The 15,467-nt window shown below is 72.7% G+C and carries 14 protein-coding genes; 9 read left to right on the top strand and 5 right to left on the bottom strand.

Annotated features, from left to right (window positions below; all coding sequences use genetic code 11):
* The first annotated feature begins 9 nt into the window (after window positions 1-9).
* From JIG36_RS05030 to JIG36_RS05005, 6 genes are all read left to right on the top strand, one after another.
* On the top strand, window positions 10-1,005 hold the full coding sequence (locus JIG36_RS05030; RefSeq protein ID WP_203374771.1) for a hypothetical protein: 996 nt from the start codon (window positions 10-12) through the stop codon (window positions 1,003-1,005).
* Window positions 1,006-1,143: 138 nt separating this feature from the next.
* Window positions 1,144-3,375 carry a COG1361 family protein gene (locus JIG36_RS05025; protein ID WP_203374770.1) on the top strand — a complete coding sequence of 744 codons (2,232 nt, stop codon included), beginning with the start codon at window positions 1,144-1,146 and terminating at the stop codon, window positions 3,373-3,375.
* A complete protein-coding gene (locus JIG36_RS05020; protein WP_203374769.1) occupies window positions 3,372-3,716 on the top strand; it encodes a hypothetical protein in 345 nt (114 codons plus the stop codon). Before JIG36_RS05025 ends, JIG36_RS05020 begins: the two co-directional genes overlap by 4 nt.
* On the top strand, window positions 3,701-3,940 hold the full coding sequence (locus JIG36_RS05015) for a hypothetical protein (RefSeq protein WP_203374768.1): 240 nt from the start codon (window positions 3,701-3,703) through the stop codon (window positions 3,938-3,940). Before JIG36_RS05020 ends, JIG36_RS05015 begins: the two co-directional genes overlap by 16 nt.
* A gap of 94 nt (window positions 3,941-4,034) precedes the next feature.
* Entirely contained in the window at window positions 4,035-5,114 is a 1,080-nt protein-coding gene (locus tag JIG36_RS05010) for an aldo/keto reductase (RefSeq protein WP_203374767.1), read from the top strand.
* A gap of 9 nt (window positions 5,115-5,123) precedes the next feature.
* Window positions 5,124-5,747 carry a TetR/AcrR family transcriptional regulator gene (locus JIG36_RS05005; RefSeq protein ID WP_203374766.1) on the top strand — a complete coding sequence of 208 codons (624 nt, stop codon included), beginning with the start codon at window positions 5,124-5,126 and terminating at the stop codon, window positions 5,745-5,747.
* 1 nt (window position 5,748) lies between these two features.
* Here JIG36_RS05005 and JIG36_RS05000 read toward each other — a convergent pair whose 3' ends face one another.
* The 4 genes from JIG36_RS05000 to JIG36_RS04985 form a co-directional block, all read right to left on the bottom strand.
* Window positions 5,749-6,399: a response regulator gene (locus JIG36_RS05000; protein WP_203374765.1), complete on the bottom strand. Its 651-nt coding sequence runs from the start codon at window positions 6,397-6,399 to the stop codon at window positions 5,749-5,751.
* Window positions 6,396-7,499, bottom strand: a complete 1,104-nt coding sequence (locus JIG36_RS04995; protein WP_203374764.1) for a sensor histidine kinase — start codon at window positions 7,497-7,499, stop codon at window positions 6,396-6,398. Before JIG36_RS04995 ends, JIG36_RS05000 begins: the two co-directional genes overlap by 4 nt.
* Window positions 7,496-8,320, bottom strand: a complete 825-nt coding sequence (locus tag JIG36_RS04990; RefSeq protein WP_203374763.1) for a CPBP family intramembrane glutamic endopeptidase — start codon at window positions 8,318-8,320, stop codon at window positions 7,496-7,498. The genes JIG36_RS04995 and JIG36_RS04990 overlap by 4 nt, the downstream gene beginning before the upstream one ends.
* 114 nt (window positions 8,321-8,434) lie before the next feature.
* Complete coding sequence (locus tag JIG36_RS04985) at window positions 8,435-9,319, bottom strand: helix-turn-helix transcriptional regulator (RefSeq protein ID WP_203374762.1); 885 nt, start codon at window positions 9,317-9,319, stop codon at window positions 8,435-8,437.
* Between the two features lie 147 nt (window positions 9,320-9,466).
* On the opposite strand from JIG36_RS04985, the gene JIG36_RS04980 reads away from it, so the two are divergent.
* The 3 genes from JIG36_RS04980 to JIG36_RS04970 all read left to right on the top strand — a co-directional run bounded on the left by JIG36_RS04980 (window position 9,467) and on the right by JIG36_RS04970 (window position 14,539).
* A complete protein-coding gene (locus JIG36_RS04980; RefSeq protein ID WP_203374761.1) occupies window positions 9,467-10,303 on the top strand; it encodes an SDR family NAD(P)-dependent oxidoreductase in 837 nt (278 codons plus the stop codon).
* Between the two features lie 229 nt (window positions 10,304-10,532).
* Entirely contained in the window at window positions 10,533-14,237 is a 3,705-nt protein-coding gene (locus JIG36_RS04975; RefSeq protein WP_203374760.1) for a hypothetical protein, read from the top strand.
* Entirely contained in the window at window positions 14,234-14,539 is a 306-nt protein-coding gene (locus JIG36_RS04970) for a hypothetical protein (protein ID WP_203374759.1), read from the top strand. The genes JIG36_RS04975 and JIG36_RS04970 overlap by 4 nt, the downstream gene beginning before the upstream one ends.
* Here the strand turns inward: JIG36_RS04970 and JIG36_RS04965 are convergent.
* Window positions 14,464-15,453, bottom strand: a complete 990-nt coding sequence (locus JIG36_RS04965) for an RNA polymerase subunit sigma-70 (RefSeq protein WP_307872570.1) — start codon at window positions 15,451-15,453, stop codon at window positions 14,464-14,466. The two genes, JIG36_RS04970 and JIG36_RS04965, sit on opposite strands and share 76 nt — an antisense overlap.
* Window positions 15,454-15,467 lie beyond the last annotated feature (14 nt).

Here is a 15,467-nt window from a genome sequence, read left to right as displayed (position 1 = left end):
TCCGCGGCCATGGGGGTTCGTCGATACGCCGTGGTCATGGCCCTGCTCCTCGCCGGTGGCGCCGGTCTGGCCGCCGCGCCGGAAGCTCTCGTGCTGACCGGCCCGGAACGGGTGCTGATCGGCCACAGCGCGGTGTTCACGCTTCAGGCGAGCGCCGGCACCGCCGAGGTCGTGCTGACGCTGCCCGACGGCGTCACCTATGAGTCGGCCGAACCGGGCGCGGTGAAGACCGGTGCGGGCGGCCGCAATTCGGGTCCGTGCACCGTCGAGGGGCCGGTTGTCACCTGCACCGTGGACCATCCCGAGGACGAGCTGCCCAGCTGGACGGCCACGGTCCGGTTCGCCGATGACCTCACCCCGGGCCGCCCGCTGACCCTCACCGCCACCGCGGGCGAGCTGACCAGGACCGTGGAGACCATTCCCGTACGGGGTGCCGACCTCGCGGTTTCCGCCGAGGCCCCGACGGCCGTGATCACCCCGGGCGAGCCGCTGACGTACACCGTGGTGGTGCGCAATCTCGGCCCCGACCCGGTCGCCGGGTTCACCCTGTGGGAGTGGTTCGACGGCGGCTGGTACCGCGGGGTCACGGTCGACCACGAGGACGCGCAGTGCGAGTCCGACCCGGGCCAGTTCAACTGCCGGATCACCCGGGAACTGCCGGCCGGGGCCGAGATCCGGCTCGACCATGTCATGCCGACCGTGGCCGACGACAAGACGTACGGGCGCAGCGGCATCGTGGAGCTCGAGGTGAACGACGACCCGGCGCCTCTCGACCCGTCCAACGACAAGGTCACGTTCCCGGTGAAGTTCGCTCCGAAGCCCACACCGAGCCCGACGCCGACCACCACGACCCCGGCCCCGGGCGACGGCGAGGGAGGTGGCGGTGGTGGTGACGGCGGCCTCCCGATCACCGGCCCCGCGACGGGCCCACTCGTCCTGACCGGCGTCGCGTTCGTGCTGCTCGGCGTGGCCGCCTTGGGTTTCACCCGGCGCCGCCGGGCCTGAGGCGTCCGCTGTCGGTGGCCTGACACGCCGCGGCCGGGCTTGAGTCGCCGCTGTCGAGTCAAGGACTGTGCCCGGGCATGACGCGCCGGGCGGCGGAACATGGAGTCTTAATCGCGGGCAGACCCGGAGGGGGCCGCGATGGCTCTCATCGAGAAGATCGCTGCTCTCGCGTCGCCGGTGGGGCGGGGACGCGCGATGGCCTTTGCCGCGCTGCTGCTGGCCGCGACCATGCCGACGCCGACACCGACACCCTCACCCACGGAATCCAGCCCGGAGCCCCCGGCCATCGAGGCGCCGGCCCTCAGTCGCACCGAGGGGTGGCCCGGAGACACGATCGTCGTCACCTTCCCATCGCGCGCCGACATCTGCTGGGCCGGGTTCGACGACGGGGAGAGGATCGACTGCGGGTACGACGTGAAGAGGAATCGCGTGTCCACGCTGACCGTGCCGCGCGATGCCCGGCCCGGGACGCATCGCATCGAGTGGTTCCACGACACGATCCGGGTCTCGGCAGCGGCCGAGCCGGTGCCGCTCGCCTTCGAAGTGAAGCAGGCGCGGTTCGAGGCCCGGCCGTCGACGATCACCGGCGTGCCGGGAAACGAGGTCACCGTTGTCTTCACGAGCCTGACCGACGGCGTACTCATCCAAGGTTGTCAGATCCGATTGCGCCAGGTCGGCGGCGACTGCGAGTTCCGCGACGACCGGTGGACGGCCACCACGGTCGTGCCGCCGACGGGTTCGAAGGAGCCGCTGGACACCGAGATCGCCTGGACGGTCCGATATTCGGCCGGTGACAACCACGAGGGTGAGGTGCCGGGCGCCGAGCGGTTCCGGATCGATCCGCTGCCACCGCCCCGGTTCACCGTGGAGGCCAACCGGAAGACGGTGGGGCCGGGGGAGTCGGTCGAGGTGCACTTCGCCGCGGCGACCGGCGGCGTCACGGTCGAGGGCTGTTCCGTCACGCTGACCGAGCCCATTCCGTGCGACCTCAAGACGTTGACGGCAACCGTGCCGATACCCGCGAACCAGTCGCAGGGCGCTCTTACGCTCACCTGGAACCTGACCTATGTCAGCACGCGGCCCGGCGAATCCCAGGGCAGTGACGAGGGCGACCTGCCGGTCGAGGTCGTGTGGCAACCCCGGCAGTTCGTCGTCACCATCCAGCCCGGTGCGGCCGCTCCCGGCGAGTGGGTCACCCTGACCGTGACCTCGGCGACCGAGGGCGTCGAGATCGTAGGCTGCATGGCCTTCTTCCCGAAGACCGTGACCGAGAGCCTGTGCCGCAAGTCGAGCAAACGGTGGTTCACCCGGGTGCGGGTCCCGTTCGGCACCGCACCGGGCGTCGCCGTGCTGCGCTGGGGCATCAGCGCGCGCACCGCCGCCGGTGCGGACATCGCCGACAACGGCACCCTCGACTACACCGTCCAGCCGCCGCGATCCGGTGGCGGCACAGGCCCGACCGTCGATCCCACCGGCTCCGCGACCACGCGGCCGGTGGCGGACGAGGACTTCTATGCGGCCACCGATCCCGAATCGGCCCGTCCCGGCGACCGGGTGGTCGTAGCGGTCTCCCCGGCCCGTCCCGGCGTGCGGGTCGGCGGCTGCCGCGTGGCCTTCTCCGGGCGCGGCACAGCGTGCCGTCCCGCGGTCGGCGGCTGGACGGCCACGGTGACCGTCCCGCGCGGAGCGTCGGCCGGAAGTCTGCCCCTGCGCTGGGAGGCCACCGATGAGGAGACGGGCGGGCAGGGCGGCGGGACCATCGACTACGAGGTGCTCGGCGCCGCGCCGCCCGCGGCCGCTTTCTCGGTGCTGCCCGATCCGGCGGCCGCGGTAGCCGGTCAGACGGTCAAGCTGACGCTCGATTCCCTGGTCGAGGGCGTCGAGATCCTCGGCTGCAGCGCCGGGTTCACCGCGGAGGGCATGAGCTCCTGCCACCGTACGGGGGAAGGGTGGGTTGCCGAATTGCTCATCCCCGTCACCACGGAACCCGGCAAGACCAAGGTCATGTGGCAGCTGACGTATCAGCGGGCCGGCGCGGAACAGGGTGCGGCCAACGGGTTGACGCTGTTCTCGGTGCTGCCGCCCGAACCGGTGGCCGGCCCGTGGGACAAGGTCCGCGGATTACTGAGCCGCGGCCTGCTCGGCGCCCTCGTCGTGGTCGCCCCGTTCGCCTTCGCCCCGGTGCGCCGCCGCATCGGCAAACTGTTCCACCGCGACGATCCGGGCGACGACGAGACCGCGGGGGAGCTGACGGCCGTGGTTGCCGAAGGCCGGTCCATGACGGCGGTGACGGAACGCGACCACCCGGCCGTCGATCTGGTCAGCATCACGCCGGCCATCGATCCGACCCTGCACGAGGAGGTGCCATGACCGGCACCGTGGACCTGCGCACCTTGCTCTTCGACGATCCCGCCGGGGCGGCCGACGCCTTGGCCGCGACCGTGTTGGGACAACCCGGCGGCGACATGGACGGCGCCGTCCGCGCCATGCCCGAGGCCGCCCGCAAGGCCGCGCTGACCCGCCTGACCGAGGCCGCCACCGGGCTGCTCGAACAGACGTCACCGAGGTCTTCGTCAACGGCTGGAGCAAGCACCAGAGGATCCGCGAGGAGGCTCGGGCCAGCCTGGCCGAGCCGGACACCCGGCGGACCGTCGGCCTGGCCACGCACGCCATCTCGCTCAACCACGAACCCTCGGTGGAGCTGCACCTGAGCGGGCGGAGACTGGCCGCGGTCACCCTCCAGATCCAGCTCGAGATCCTGGTCCGCAGCCTGCAGGCCGTCATCAAGGCGGGCCGCCTGATCGCCGTCGGCGCCGGCACCTGCGACGTCGACGGCAGCCTGGCGATCGGCGGCATGCCCGCCGCCCGACGCCAGATGAGCCTGCCGCTCCCGCTGACCGTCAACCTCGGCGACGGCTGGCCGCTTGTCGCCTAGGTCACTTGCTCAACCGGAAGTTTGGACTTGGCGGTTCAGTTTTGAGGAGGGAAAGTATGGACTGAGCGGTCCTAAACGAGGGAAGAGGCTTGTGATGAACGACTACTACCTGCTCGGACGCTCGGGGCTCCGGGTCAGCCGGCTCGCGCTGGGCACCATGAACTTCGGCGTCGACGGGTTCCACAAGGCGTACGGGAAGACCGGGGCCGAGGCCGAGCCGATCTTCCGGGCGTACGTGGAAGCCGGCGGCAATCTCATCGACACCGCCGACTTCTACACGGCCGGCGAGAGCGAACGCATCCTCGGCAGCCTGATCAAACAGGCCGGGAACCGGGAACGGCTGGTGCTCACCGGCAAGTTCACCAACAGCATCGATCCGGCCGACCCGAACGCCAGCGGCAACGGGCGCAAGCACATCATCCGGGCCGTGGAGGCCTCCCTGCGGCGGCTCGGCACCGACTACCTCGATCTCTACCTGCTGCACACCTGGGACCGGATCACGCCGGTCGAGGAGGTCGTGCGCACCCTCGACGACCTGGTGCGGGCGGGCAAGATCCGGCACGGCGGCCTCTCCGACGTGCCGGCCTGGTACGCCGCCCGCGCCCAGAGCTGGGCCGAGGCGCACGCGATGGCCCCGCTGGTCACCGTTCAGCTGCCGTACTCGCTGGTCAACCGGTCGATCGAGCCCGAGTTCGTGCCGATGGCGCAGGCGCTGGGCATGGGCATCACGGCGTGGAGCCCGGTCGCGGGCGGGCTGCTCACCGGCAAGTACAGGCGCTCGGCGGACGGGCTGGACGGCTCGGGCCGGCTGGCCGGCGGCGCCGTCAGCGAGCACGACTGGCGGGTGATCGAAGCCCTCGAAGGCGTGGCCGCCGACCTCGGCCGTCCGATGGCCCAGGTCGCCGTCAACTGGGTCGCGACCCGGCCCGGGGTCGCCTCGGTCGTGCTCGGGGCCAGCAGCGCCCAGCAGGTCGCGAGCAACCTGGCCGCGCTCGAGTTCGAGCTGCCGGCGGAGGCCCGGCGCCGGCTCGACGAGGCGAGCGCCACCCCGGCCGTGCCGCCGTACGCCATGTTCACCCCCGAGTACCAGAGCTGGATCGTGAGCCCGGGCCTCGGCATCGGCGACAAGCCCGAGGGTTACCACCCGCCGGTCTTCAACGCGGTCCGCCAGTAGGGTCGTCCCATGACGGGACTGACCACCAAGGGGGCGGCCACGCGCGACCGGATCGTGCGGGCCGCCACCGAGCTGATCCTCGAGCGGGGCGTTGCCGGGATGACGCTCGACGAGATCCGGGTCGGCACCCGAACCAGCAAGAGCCAGCTGTTCCACTACTTTCCCGGCGGCAAGAGCGAGCTGGTCGGGGCGATCGCCGGCTTTCAGAACGCCCGGGTCATGGCGGCCCAGGAGCCCTGGCTCGACCGGCTCGACACCTGGGAGTCGTGGCAGGGCTGGCGCGACGCTGTCGTGGCCTACTACCGCAACCTGACCCACAAATACTGCTCGGTCAGCGCACTGGTCAACGACGTCGCCCCGACCGACCCGCGCCTGGCGGCCGAGGTCGCCGCCTACGCCGACCGGTGGCGCGAGCAACTGGCGGCGGGCCTGCGCCGCATGCGCGAGGCCGGCCGGCTGCGCCCCGATGCCGACCCCGATCGCCTGGCCCTGGCCGTCTTCGCCGCGTTGCAGGGCGGCCTGCTGGTGATGCAGTCGCACGAGAGCATCGAGCCGCTGGAAGCCGTGCTCGACGGCACGCTCCTGATGCTCCGCTCCTATGCCGTCCACTCTTCGTCCACTGGGGCTGCCTAAGTCAGGCCACCAGCCCGCGGCGGTAGGCGTAGACGACGGCCTGCACCCGGTCGCGCAGGTCCAGCTTCGTCAGGATGCGCGACACGTACGTCTTGACGGTCTCGTGGCTGATGACGAGCGCATCGGCAATCTCCGAATTGGACAGTCCGTTTGCCATGAGGCGCAACACCTCCAGCTCGCGCGCGGTCAGTGGCACGTCGCCGGGCGGGGTGTCGGCGGGGCGGATCCGCATCGCGTAGCGGCCGACCAGCTGGCGGGTCACCTCGGGGGCGAGCAGCGCGGCGCCGGCCGCCACCGTGCGGATGCCGTGCAGCAGATGGGCCGGCGGCGCGTCCTTGAGCAGGAAGCCGCTCGCCCCGGCCCGCAGCGCCCGGTACACGTGCTCGTCGACGTTGAAGGTCGTCACCACCAGCACCTTGACCGGGTGCTCGACCCCGGCCCCGGCCAGTTTCCGGGTCGCCTCGATGCCGTCCATGCCGGGCATGCGCACGTCCATCACGACCACGTCGGGGCGCAGCCGCCCGGCCTGCTCGACCGCGGTCACGCCGTCGTCGCACTCGCCCACCACCTCGAGGTCGGGCTGGGCGTCGATGATGGTGGCGAAGCCGGTCCGGATCAGGGCCTGGTCGTCGCAGACCAGCACCCGGATCACGACGCGGCCCCGACCGGGATGCGGGCCGTCACCACAAAACCGCCTCGCGGCTGCGGCCCGGCGCTGAACTCCCCGCCGAGCGTGCCGACCCGTTCCCGCAGCCCGGTGAGCCCCCGTCCGCTGCCACCCGGCGAGGCCGTGCCCGACCCCGACCCGTCGGTGCTGATCCGCACGTCCACCTCCGACCGGCCGTACCGCACGGTCACCGTGGTGCGGGCGCCGTGGTCGTACTTCAGCGCGTTCGTCAGGGCCTCCTGTGTGATCCGGTAGACCGTGCCGTCGGAGCCACCCGTCGTCTCACCCTCCTCGTGCAACTCCACCGGCTGCCCGGCCCGCCGGGTCTGGTCGACCAGCGCCCGCAACTCCCCGCCGTGGCCCGGGTGGAGCAGGTCGAGCAGCTGCCGCAGGTCGGTGATGGCCCGCCGCCCGGTGTCGCTGACCGCGCTCAGGGTCTCGTCCAGCCGGTCCGGCGCCGCTGTCAGATAACGCGCGGCCTCGGCCTGCACGACCATCGCGGTCACGTGGTGGGTCACGACGTCGTGCAGTTCGCGGGCGATCCGGGTGCGCTCGGCGGCCCGCGCCGCCTCCTCCAACTGCCGGCGGCGCTCCGACTCGGCCGCCCGGTTCTGGCGCATCCACGAACCGACCCCCCACATCGCGGCCAGCACCACATAGAACAGCACGAAGTCGGCGACCCCGGTCGGCCCGATCCGGTCCAGCACCACGGCGAAGACGACGTACGCGACGGTGGCGGCGGCCATCACGGCCCGGCGATGCGACCTCAGGTGTGCGCCGGCGCTGAACAGGGCGATCGGCAACGCGGTGCCACCGAGCGTGTGGAAACCCATGAACTGGTCGAACGCGAACCCGCAGGACACCGCCGCGAGGGCGATCGACGGCCATTTCCGCCGTACGGCCAAAGGAAGGCACTCGACCGCGATGACGAGCACGCCCAGCAGGTCGAACGGCTGCTGCGGCACGAGGTCGCTGAACCGGGTGCCGTGCCGGTGCCAGGCCGGGACCAGGGCGACCGCGGTGAGCAGAAGCGCGAAGGGCAGGTCGCGGAGGATGACGTCGTAGCGTCGCCAGGGGCCGTTCACGCGACGAGCGTAGAAGGCTCGCGCCGCCGCATCGGCACCATGTGCCCGCGCCGGTGGGCCAGCCACAGGAACACGGCCGTCACGACGACGCCGGCCATCAGCGCGGACAAGCTCGCCTCGGGGCCGAACGTGCCGCCGCTGATCCAGGCGTTGCCGCTCGACTCGGCGTCCAGCAGCCCCTGCTTCAGGCCGTTGCCGGACACCTCGGTGCTGAAAACGGCCGCCTGGGCGTAGTTCCAGCCGAAGTGCAGGCCGATCGGCAGCCACAGACTCCGGGTCGCGATGAAGGCCGAGGTCAGCATGCCGCCGCCGGCGACCGCCACGCACAGCGCTCCCCACAGCGTGGCGTTCTCGTTCAGCAGGTGGACGCCGCCGAACACCAGCGCCGACAGCAGCAGCGCCAGCCACGTGCCGGTCAGCTTCTCGACGTGGCGGAACAGCACGCCGCGGAACATCAGCTCCTCGGTGACGGCGGCCGCGGCCATGAACCCGATCAGCCCCACCGCCGCGAGGGGATCGTCGCTGAGCCCGTGGACCCGGTAGCCGCCGTTGACGGCGATGTTGCCGATGACCGCGGCGAAGATCCCGGCCCCGAGCAGTGTGCCCCGGGCCAGTCCCGAGGCGGCCGGGCCCGGGAGCGCCTCGGTCACGTCGCGCTTCTCGGTCCACCGGACGGCCCAGTAGTAGACGGCCACCGCGATCAGCGACGTCACCAGGCCCGCCGCGAGGGACAGCCAGGGACTTTCGGTCACCGAATTGACCGCCTGCCCGGCCAGGAAGGCGGCCGCGACGACCGCGACCAGCTGGACTACGAACCGCATGACTGATCCTCCGCTGCTCCCGCGGACATCCGTGCCGCGGCTGCGAAGAAACGTACGAATTCCGGCGCTTCCCGTCGTCACCTCCGAGCGGACATCCGCTGTAGCTCGCGCGAGCTACAAACCGCGGGTGCGCGTCGATTCCGGTTCCCCGGCGGCTTCCGGCTGCCCCTTCGTGAGGAGCAGCCCGAGCAGGCGCAGGTTGTCGTGCGACGCGCTGCCGGGGTCGGTGTTGTAGACGAACAGCGTCTGGTCCGGGTCGCCGGGCAGGGCCAGGGCCTCGTATCGCAGCGTGATCGGGCCGACGGCCGCGTGCGTCATGCGCTTGGTGCCGTGGGTCCGCTCGTGCACCTGGTGACCGTTCCACCACGTACGGAAATCGGCGCTTTTGATCGTCAGTTCACCCACAAGTTCGTTCAGCCGTACGTCGTCCGGGTGGCGCCCGGCATAGAGGCGCAGAGTGCCGACGGCTTCGGCAGCCACGGTCGGCCAGTCGAGGAACACCTCGCGGGCGGCCGGGTCGAGCACGATCCACCGGACGTAGTTGCGGTGCCGCGGCGCCAGACTCGTCCAGTCGGTCAGCAGCGCCCGCGCCAGCGGGTTGGCGGCGAGCACGTCGGTGCGCCGGCCCAGGATCAGCGCGGGATGGTCGGTCATCGAGGCGATCAGCTGCTGCATCGCCGGACGCACCCGCTGCGGCGGCGCCTGCTCGGCCGCGCGGCGCACCGGACGGGCCAGGTCGGCCAGGTGGGCCCGGGCCGCGGCGTCGAGCCGGAACACCCGGCCCAGGGCCTCGACCACCGCCTCGGACGGGCTGGAGTGGCGGCCCTGCTCGAGCCGCGTGTAGTAGTCGACGCTCACCCCGGCCAGCATCGCGACCTCCTCGCGGCGCAGGCCCCGCACCCGGCGGCCGGTCGCCAGGCCGTCCAGGCCCGCCTCCTCGGGAGACAGGCCGGCCCGGCATTTGCGGAGGAAGTCGCCGAGGTCGGTGCGTCCGGTCATGCCTCCATCATCGGCCGCGAACCGGCCCGCGCACAGGCGTTGGGTGGGCATGGCGTACCCAGGCAGCGCTGGGCCAGCTCGGCCGTGTCCGTGAGGCGCGCCCCGCCACAGCATGGGAGGCGTTCGTTCGACGTCAAGGAGAACCCCATGACCACCTGGTTCGTCACCGGCACCTCGCGCGGCATCGGCCTCGAGCTCGTCCGGCAGCTGCTCGTCCGCGGCGACAACGTGGCCGCCACCACCCGCTCGGCCGACCGCCTGGGCGCGGCCCTGGGCGATGCCGGCCGTGAGCGGCTGCTGCCCCTCGAGCTCGACCTCACCGACGGGACGGCGGTCGCCGCCGCCGTCCGCGCCACCACCGACCGCTTCGGCGGGCTCGACGTGGTCGTCAACAACGCCGGCTACGGCTTCCTGGGCGCGGTCGAGGAGGCCACCGACGCCGAGGTCCGGCGCATGTTCGACGTGCAGATCTTCGGCGTCTGGAACGTGCTGCGGGCGGTGCTGCCGGAGATGCGGGCGGCCGGTCGCGGGCACATCGTCAACGTGTCCTCGATTCTGGGGCTGACCGCCTTTCCGGGCTGGAGCCTCTACTGCGCGGCCAAATATGCCCTGGAGGGGCTGTCGGACTCGCTCGCGGCCGAGGTCGCCGGGTTCGGCATCAAGGTGAACGTGGTCGAGCCCGGCTACACCCGCACCGATTTCCTGCGGACCTCGTCGCTGGGGCTGCCCGCTCAGGCCGCCGACGGTTACCAGGCGATCCGGGAGATGACCGACGCGCATCTGGCCATGCCGGGGACCCAGCTCGGCGACCCGGTGAAGGTGGCGGCGGCCATCATCGACGTGGCCGTCTCGGGGAACGCGCCGTTGCACCAGGTGCTCGGTTCCGACTCGTACGGGCTGGCCAAGGGGCGTCTCGACGCGCTCGCGGCCGACATCGAGGCCGGGCGGGAGCGGGCCCTGAGCACCGATGTCACCCCGGCCTGACCCCGCCTCGCCCGCCACGGGGTAGCCGTCGATCAGTGTCCATGTTTAGATATCGCTCGAAACGCTACGAGCAACGGGGGATTCGTGAAGCGTGGTGAGCAGTCCTTTGTGGATTCCACAGCCTTAGGGGCCTAGTCCCGAACTCAACCTGTTCGTTTTCCGCGGCGCGGGGGCCGTGGCGCTGACGCGTGCCTCCCCGCGCCGCTCCCGGCTGTGGAGAAGGATGGTCGTGAAGGTTTCTCTGAGCGTGCGCGCCCGGGTCGTGGCCCTGGCCTCGCTGGTCGCTCTGATCGGCGGCGCCGCCGTCAACGTGCCGGCCGCGGCGGCCGCGCCCGAGCGGGCCCCCCGCAGCCTGGTAGGCCTGCTGCGCACCGAGGGCACGCCGCTGCCGCCCGTGCCGCCGCTGGTGACCGAGTCGTGGAACGGCACGACCGGCATCGACGCGACGGCCGAGCGGTGGCGCAAGGCGGTCGCCGACGTGGCCGAGCTGTCGCCCGAACCCGAGGTGCGTGCGGCCGCGCTGGCGGCGCTCTCGACCGGCGATCCGGCGGCGATCTTCCGGTTCGCCAACGTCGAGAAGCGTCAGCTCGAGGCCGCGATCGACGCCCGCAAGCGGCAGCAGGCGGCCGACAACCTGGTGACGATCCGGGCCATGGCCGGCACCGGTGGCACCCATTTCAACGCCGAGGTGCAGCGGGTTCTCGCCGGCACCGACACCGACCGCGAGCTGTTCCTGGCCTACGGCGCCGACGTCGCCCGGCAGCGGGACGAGAAGCTCGCCGCCGACGCCCGCGAGCGGGCCGCCCAGCTGCGCGAACGGTTGCGGGTGTTCGCCGCCGCGGCGCCGGCCGAATCGCACGTGAAGGCGGCCGCCGAACAGGCCCTGGCCGGCGACGACGCCGCGATCGCGGCCTTCTGGAACACCGGCTATCTGGCCGCGGCCAAGGCCGACGCCGCCGAGCGTGAGCAATACCTGAAGGACCTCGAGGCGCGTAACAAGGCGGCCGAGGAGCTGTCGGACCTGGCGCAGCGGGCCAGGCGCGCGTCCGAGGCACGCACCCGGCTTTTGCGGGCCCACGGCGACGGCGTGGAAGCGTTGCAGCGCGCGGCCAACGACATGGCAGGTTCGGCCAACTCGGCCCGGCACGCCGAGCGGGTCCTGGCTCGCGCGGGCACCGCGGCTTCCAAGTCGGCCGAGCTCAACCTGGCCAAGTCGCAGACAGCGAACTTCGTCAACGGCGCCCGCCTGGCGGCAGAGCAGGCTCGCACGGCCGCGGCGATCGCGACGTCGGCCGCCGACGAGCTGATCGCCACCGGGCTGGACTACGGCGCCGAATGGTCGCTGATCGCGCAGGGCATGAGCGAGGCGTCGGCGGCGGCGCTGGGCGCGGCCACCACCGCGCAGCACGCCATCGACGCGACCATCGCGACCAACAACGCGCAGGGCGCGCAGGCGCAGGCCGAGGCGCACGCGAAGCAGGCCGAGCAGTGGCGCAAACACGCGCAGGAACACGCGGCGGCGGCGGCCCGGCTGGCGACGGCAGCGGCCAAGCAGGCGGCCGCGGCGAAGACGGCCGCCCAGCGTACGAAGAAGGCCCGGGAAGAGGCCCAGGCGGCCGAGGCCAAGGCGTGGGCGGCCGCCGAACGCACCAATCGGCACCGGGAGACCGCGGAGGCCCGGGCGGCCGAGGCCAAGCAGGCCCGTCAGGTGGCCGAGGCCGAGCGAGCCAACGCCGCCCGCTTCCGGGCCGAGGCCGAGCAGCACGCGGCGACGGCCCGCACGGCCCGGGGCAACGCCGAGGCACAAGCGGCCGCGGCGAACCGGGCCCGGGGCAGCGCCGAGGGCGCCGAACGCAACGCCAAGGCGGCCCGCGACCGCTCGTGGAACCAGGAACGCATCGCCGCCTCCGCGCGTGACGAGGCCATCGCGGCCGAACGCGCGGAGCAGGCGGCCAAGGCGCGGGCGCGGGCACTGAAAGCCGTGGCGGCTTCGGCGGCCGGTCAGGCGGATTCGGCCGAGGCACAGCGCTACGCCGACGAGGCCGACGCCCAGGCCGGTGCGGCCGGAACGGCGGCCCGGAACGCCCGGTCGGCGGCCAACACGGCGACCGGTGCCGCGGCCAACTCGCGGGCGGCGGCCCACCAGGCGCAGCAGGCAGCCAACCGGGCCTGGGCGGCGGCCCGTCAGGCCGAGGCGGCGGCCCGGGCGGCGGACGCGGCGGCCGACCGGGCCGAGGCGACCGCGCAGCAGACCCACTCCCACCGCATGCGGGCCGACGCCAAGGCGGCGGTCGCGACCACGAACGAGATCCGGGCGGCCGAGGCGGCCACCGCGGCCGTGAACCTGGCCGGTCAGGCCGCGGACGAGGCCGTCCAGTCGCTGTGGTCGGCCAACCGCACCCGCGACGAGGCCCAGGCCGCCACCACCGAGGCGGTCGCGGCGGCGGCCCAGGCCGACATCGCCATCGCCGCGGCGTCGGCCGCCTCCAGCTCGTCGGCCGGCATCGCCGAGCCCCACAACACGGCGATCGGCATGGTCACGCCGTTCACCGGGGCCGACATCGACGCCGACTTCGTGGCGCTGGTGGCCCAGCTGGCGCAGACCATCGGTGAGGAACAGGCCGAGGCGGCCCGTGCCCGGGCGGCCGAGGCGGTGCGGGCAGCCGAACTGGCCGAGGCGGCCGCGCAGCGCGCCAACGATCAGGTCAAGCCGGCCTACACGGCAGCCGCCCAGGCCGCGCGGTCGGCGGCCCAGGCGGCCCAGTCGGCGGCCGAGGCCAAGCAGTCGGCGGCCCAGGCAGCCGTGGACGGGGCCGCGGCGCGCACCGCGGCGGCCTCCGCGGCCCGGGCCGACGCCCAGGCCCGGGCCGACGCGCTGGCGGCCCGGCAGGCGGCCAACGAGGCCGCCAACGACGCGGCGATCGCCGGCCGGAGCGCGGCCGCGGCCCAGAACGACGCCAACGCGGCCGACAGCGCCGCGACCCGGGCCGAATCCGACGCGGCGGCCGCGCGCGGCGCCGCCGACCGGGCCGAGTCGGACGCCGCCGCCGCCCGCACGGCCGCCGACAACGCGCAGGACCATGCGGACAGCGCGGCCGAGGCGGCCAGCCGGGCCCTGCAGCACGCGACCGAGGCGCAGCAGGCGGCCGAGCGGGCCGAGGCGGCCGAGCGTCAGCGGCAGCAGGACCAGGCCAGCAACGCGGGTGCGCCGGCTCCGGGGGAGGAGGACGACCTCCTCAAATACCTCACCCCGGAACAGCGGGCCGAGTACGAGAAGGCGAAGCAGGAGGCCGGGCAGTCCATCCTGGACTTCCTCAAGGCCGAGGGCCTCGACTTCCTGATCGGGCTGATCGTGCCCGAAGACCTCATGGAGTGCGTGAAGACGCCCAACTTCGAGGCCTGCTTCTGGACGATCATCGAGCTGGTCCCGTGGGGCAAGCTCAAGAAGATCGGCAACGTCTGGGACCTCTACAAGAAGTGGGAGAAGTTCGCCGACAAGGTCCGCAACGGCCGCAAGAAGCGCGACGACATCGCCGACGACGCGCGCCGCAGCCGTGACGCCTGCAAGATCAAGCCGCCGGTGCCCGGCAACGGCCGGGTCGCGGCCCTCGCCGACCCCGACCCGTTCCCGTGCGACGACGTCGACGCCGCCGGCTGGCCGGTCCCGAACATGGACAACTGCAAGGCCTGCGCCAAGAAGATCAAGGAGCTGATCGGCGGGGAGACGTTCCGTCTTTCGGACTCGATGGGTGCCCCGAAGCTGGGACCATCCAAGCACGACCCGACCGGTCGCTGGGACGAGCATTTTGTCGTCATCAAGGACGGCGTTGTCTACGATGGCTTCACCGGCCCCAAGGGGATGCCGCTCAAGCAGTACCGCGCCCAGTGGACGTACGGCGAATATCTCGACTTCAAACCCGTGGACCTGGATTGACCCTCACCGAGCTGTGTTTCCACCTGCGTAACCGGCGCGGGATGTACCTTCCCGACGGCCGGTACGCCTCAGCGGTCGCGTTCGTCGAGGGCTTCAACCAGGCCCTCGACGGCGCCCCACTGGACGGGTTCGGGGCGTTCGTCTCGCGCCGCCTGCACGGCGGTGAGTCGCCCGTCCGGTGGGACTATCTGATCGCCCGCACCAAGGCGCCGGACACGCGTCTGGATCAGATTCCGCCCGAGCTCGACGGCGAACTGACGGACATGCTGGTCGAGTTCCTGGAGGAGTTCGCCCAGCGCTGAGGCAGGCCGAACCGGTCGAAAACCGCCGGGTCGACGAACGTCACGCAGCGCCGGATCAGGCCGTCGTGCACCGCGAACAGCTGCAGCGAATGGGCTCGCAGCTCGCCGGTGGCCCGGTCCGGCGCGTACGCGGCCAGGGCCGTCCCGCCGTTGGCCGGCACCGTCCGCATCCGCCAGCCCGGGCCGCGCATCGCGAAGACCCGCTCCAGGAACTCGCCGTAGTGCGCCCGCCCGGCCAGCCACAGGTCGACCGGCGGCATCTCCAGCGCCACGTCGTCGGCCAGCAGCCGGGTCAGCCCCGGGACGTCGGCCGCCTCGAACGCGGCCAGATAGCGCTCGACCACCGCGCGCTCGCCCGGGTCGGCCGGTTCGCGCAACTCCTCCAGCACCGGTCCCGCCGCCCGCAGCGTGGCCCGGGCCCGCTGCAGGCTGCTGTTCACCGAGGCCACGCTGCTGTCCAGGGCGTCGGCGACCTCGGCCGCCGGCAGCTCCAGCACCTCCCGCAGCACCAGAACGGCCCGCTGCCGCGCGGGAAGCAACTGCAGGGCGGCGACGAAGGCCAGCCGCAGCCCGGCGCGCTGCTGGGCGTCGTCCGGAAACGGCTGCAGCCACGGGATGTCGAAGCTCGGCGTCAGCGGGGCCTGCGGGTCGTCGCCGGCCGCGCCCAGACCGCTCGGCAGCGGCCGCCGGGCCCGGCCCTCGAGCGCGGTCAGACAGGCGTTGGTGGCGATGCGGTGCAGCCAGGTGCGCACCGACGCGCGCCCGGGGTCATAGCGGTCGGCCGCCCGCCACGCCCGCAAGAACGTCTCCTGCACCAGATCTTCGGCCTCGTCGGCCGAGCCGAGCATGCGGTAGCAGAGGGCCAGCAGGTCGCCCCGGTAGGCCGTGTGCCACTCGTCCCAGTCCTGCGCCACGGCCCCGACACTAT

Source organism: Paractinoplanes ovalisporus (assembly GCF_016834655.1).
Lineage (GTDB): Bacteria > Actinomycetota > Actinomycetes > Mycobacteriales > Micromonosporaceae > Actinoplanes > Actinoplanes ovalisporus.
Note: the sequence above shows the minus strand (reverse complement) of the source record. Positions and strands in the feature narration are given on the sequence as shown.

What these genes read in the sequence shown, in the direction of transcription:
- JIG36_RS04980 (WP_203374761.1), top strand. Translation starts at nt 9,467, where the DNA reads ATGACCACCTGGTTCGTCACCGGCACCTCGCGCGGCATCGGCCTCGAG.
- JIG36_RS05020 (WP_203374769.1), top strand. Translation starts at nt 3,372, where the DNA reads ATGACCGGCACCGTGGACCTGCGCACCTTGCTCTTCGACGATCCCGCC.
- JIG36_RS05030 (WP_203374771.1), top strand. Translation starts at nt 10, where the DNA reads ATGGGGGTTCGTCGATACGCCGTGGTCATGGCCCTGCTCCTCGCCGGT.
- JIG36_RS05005 (WP_203374766.1), top strand. Translation starts at nt 5,124, where the DNA reads ATGACGGGACTGACCACCAAGGGGGCGGCCACGCGCGACCGGATCGTG.
- JIG36_RS05025 (WP_203374770.1), top strand. Translation starts at nt 1,144, where the DNA reads ATGGCTCTCATCGAGAAGATCGCTGCTCTCGCGTCGCCGGTGGGGCGG.
- JIG36_RS04985 (WP_203374762.1), bottom strand. Translation starts at nt 9,319, where the DNA reads ATGACCGGACGCACCGACCTCGGCGACTTCCTCCGCAAATGCCGGGCC.
- JIG36_RS05010 (WP_203374767.1), top strand. Translation starts at nt 4,035, where the DNA reads ATGAACGACTACTACCTGCTCGGACGCTCGGGGCTCCGGGTCAGCCGG.
- JIG36_RS04990 (WP_203374763.1), bottom strand. Translation starts at nt 8,320, where the DNA reads ATGCGGTTCGTAGTCCAGCTGGTCGCGGTCGTCGCGGCCGCCTTCCTG.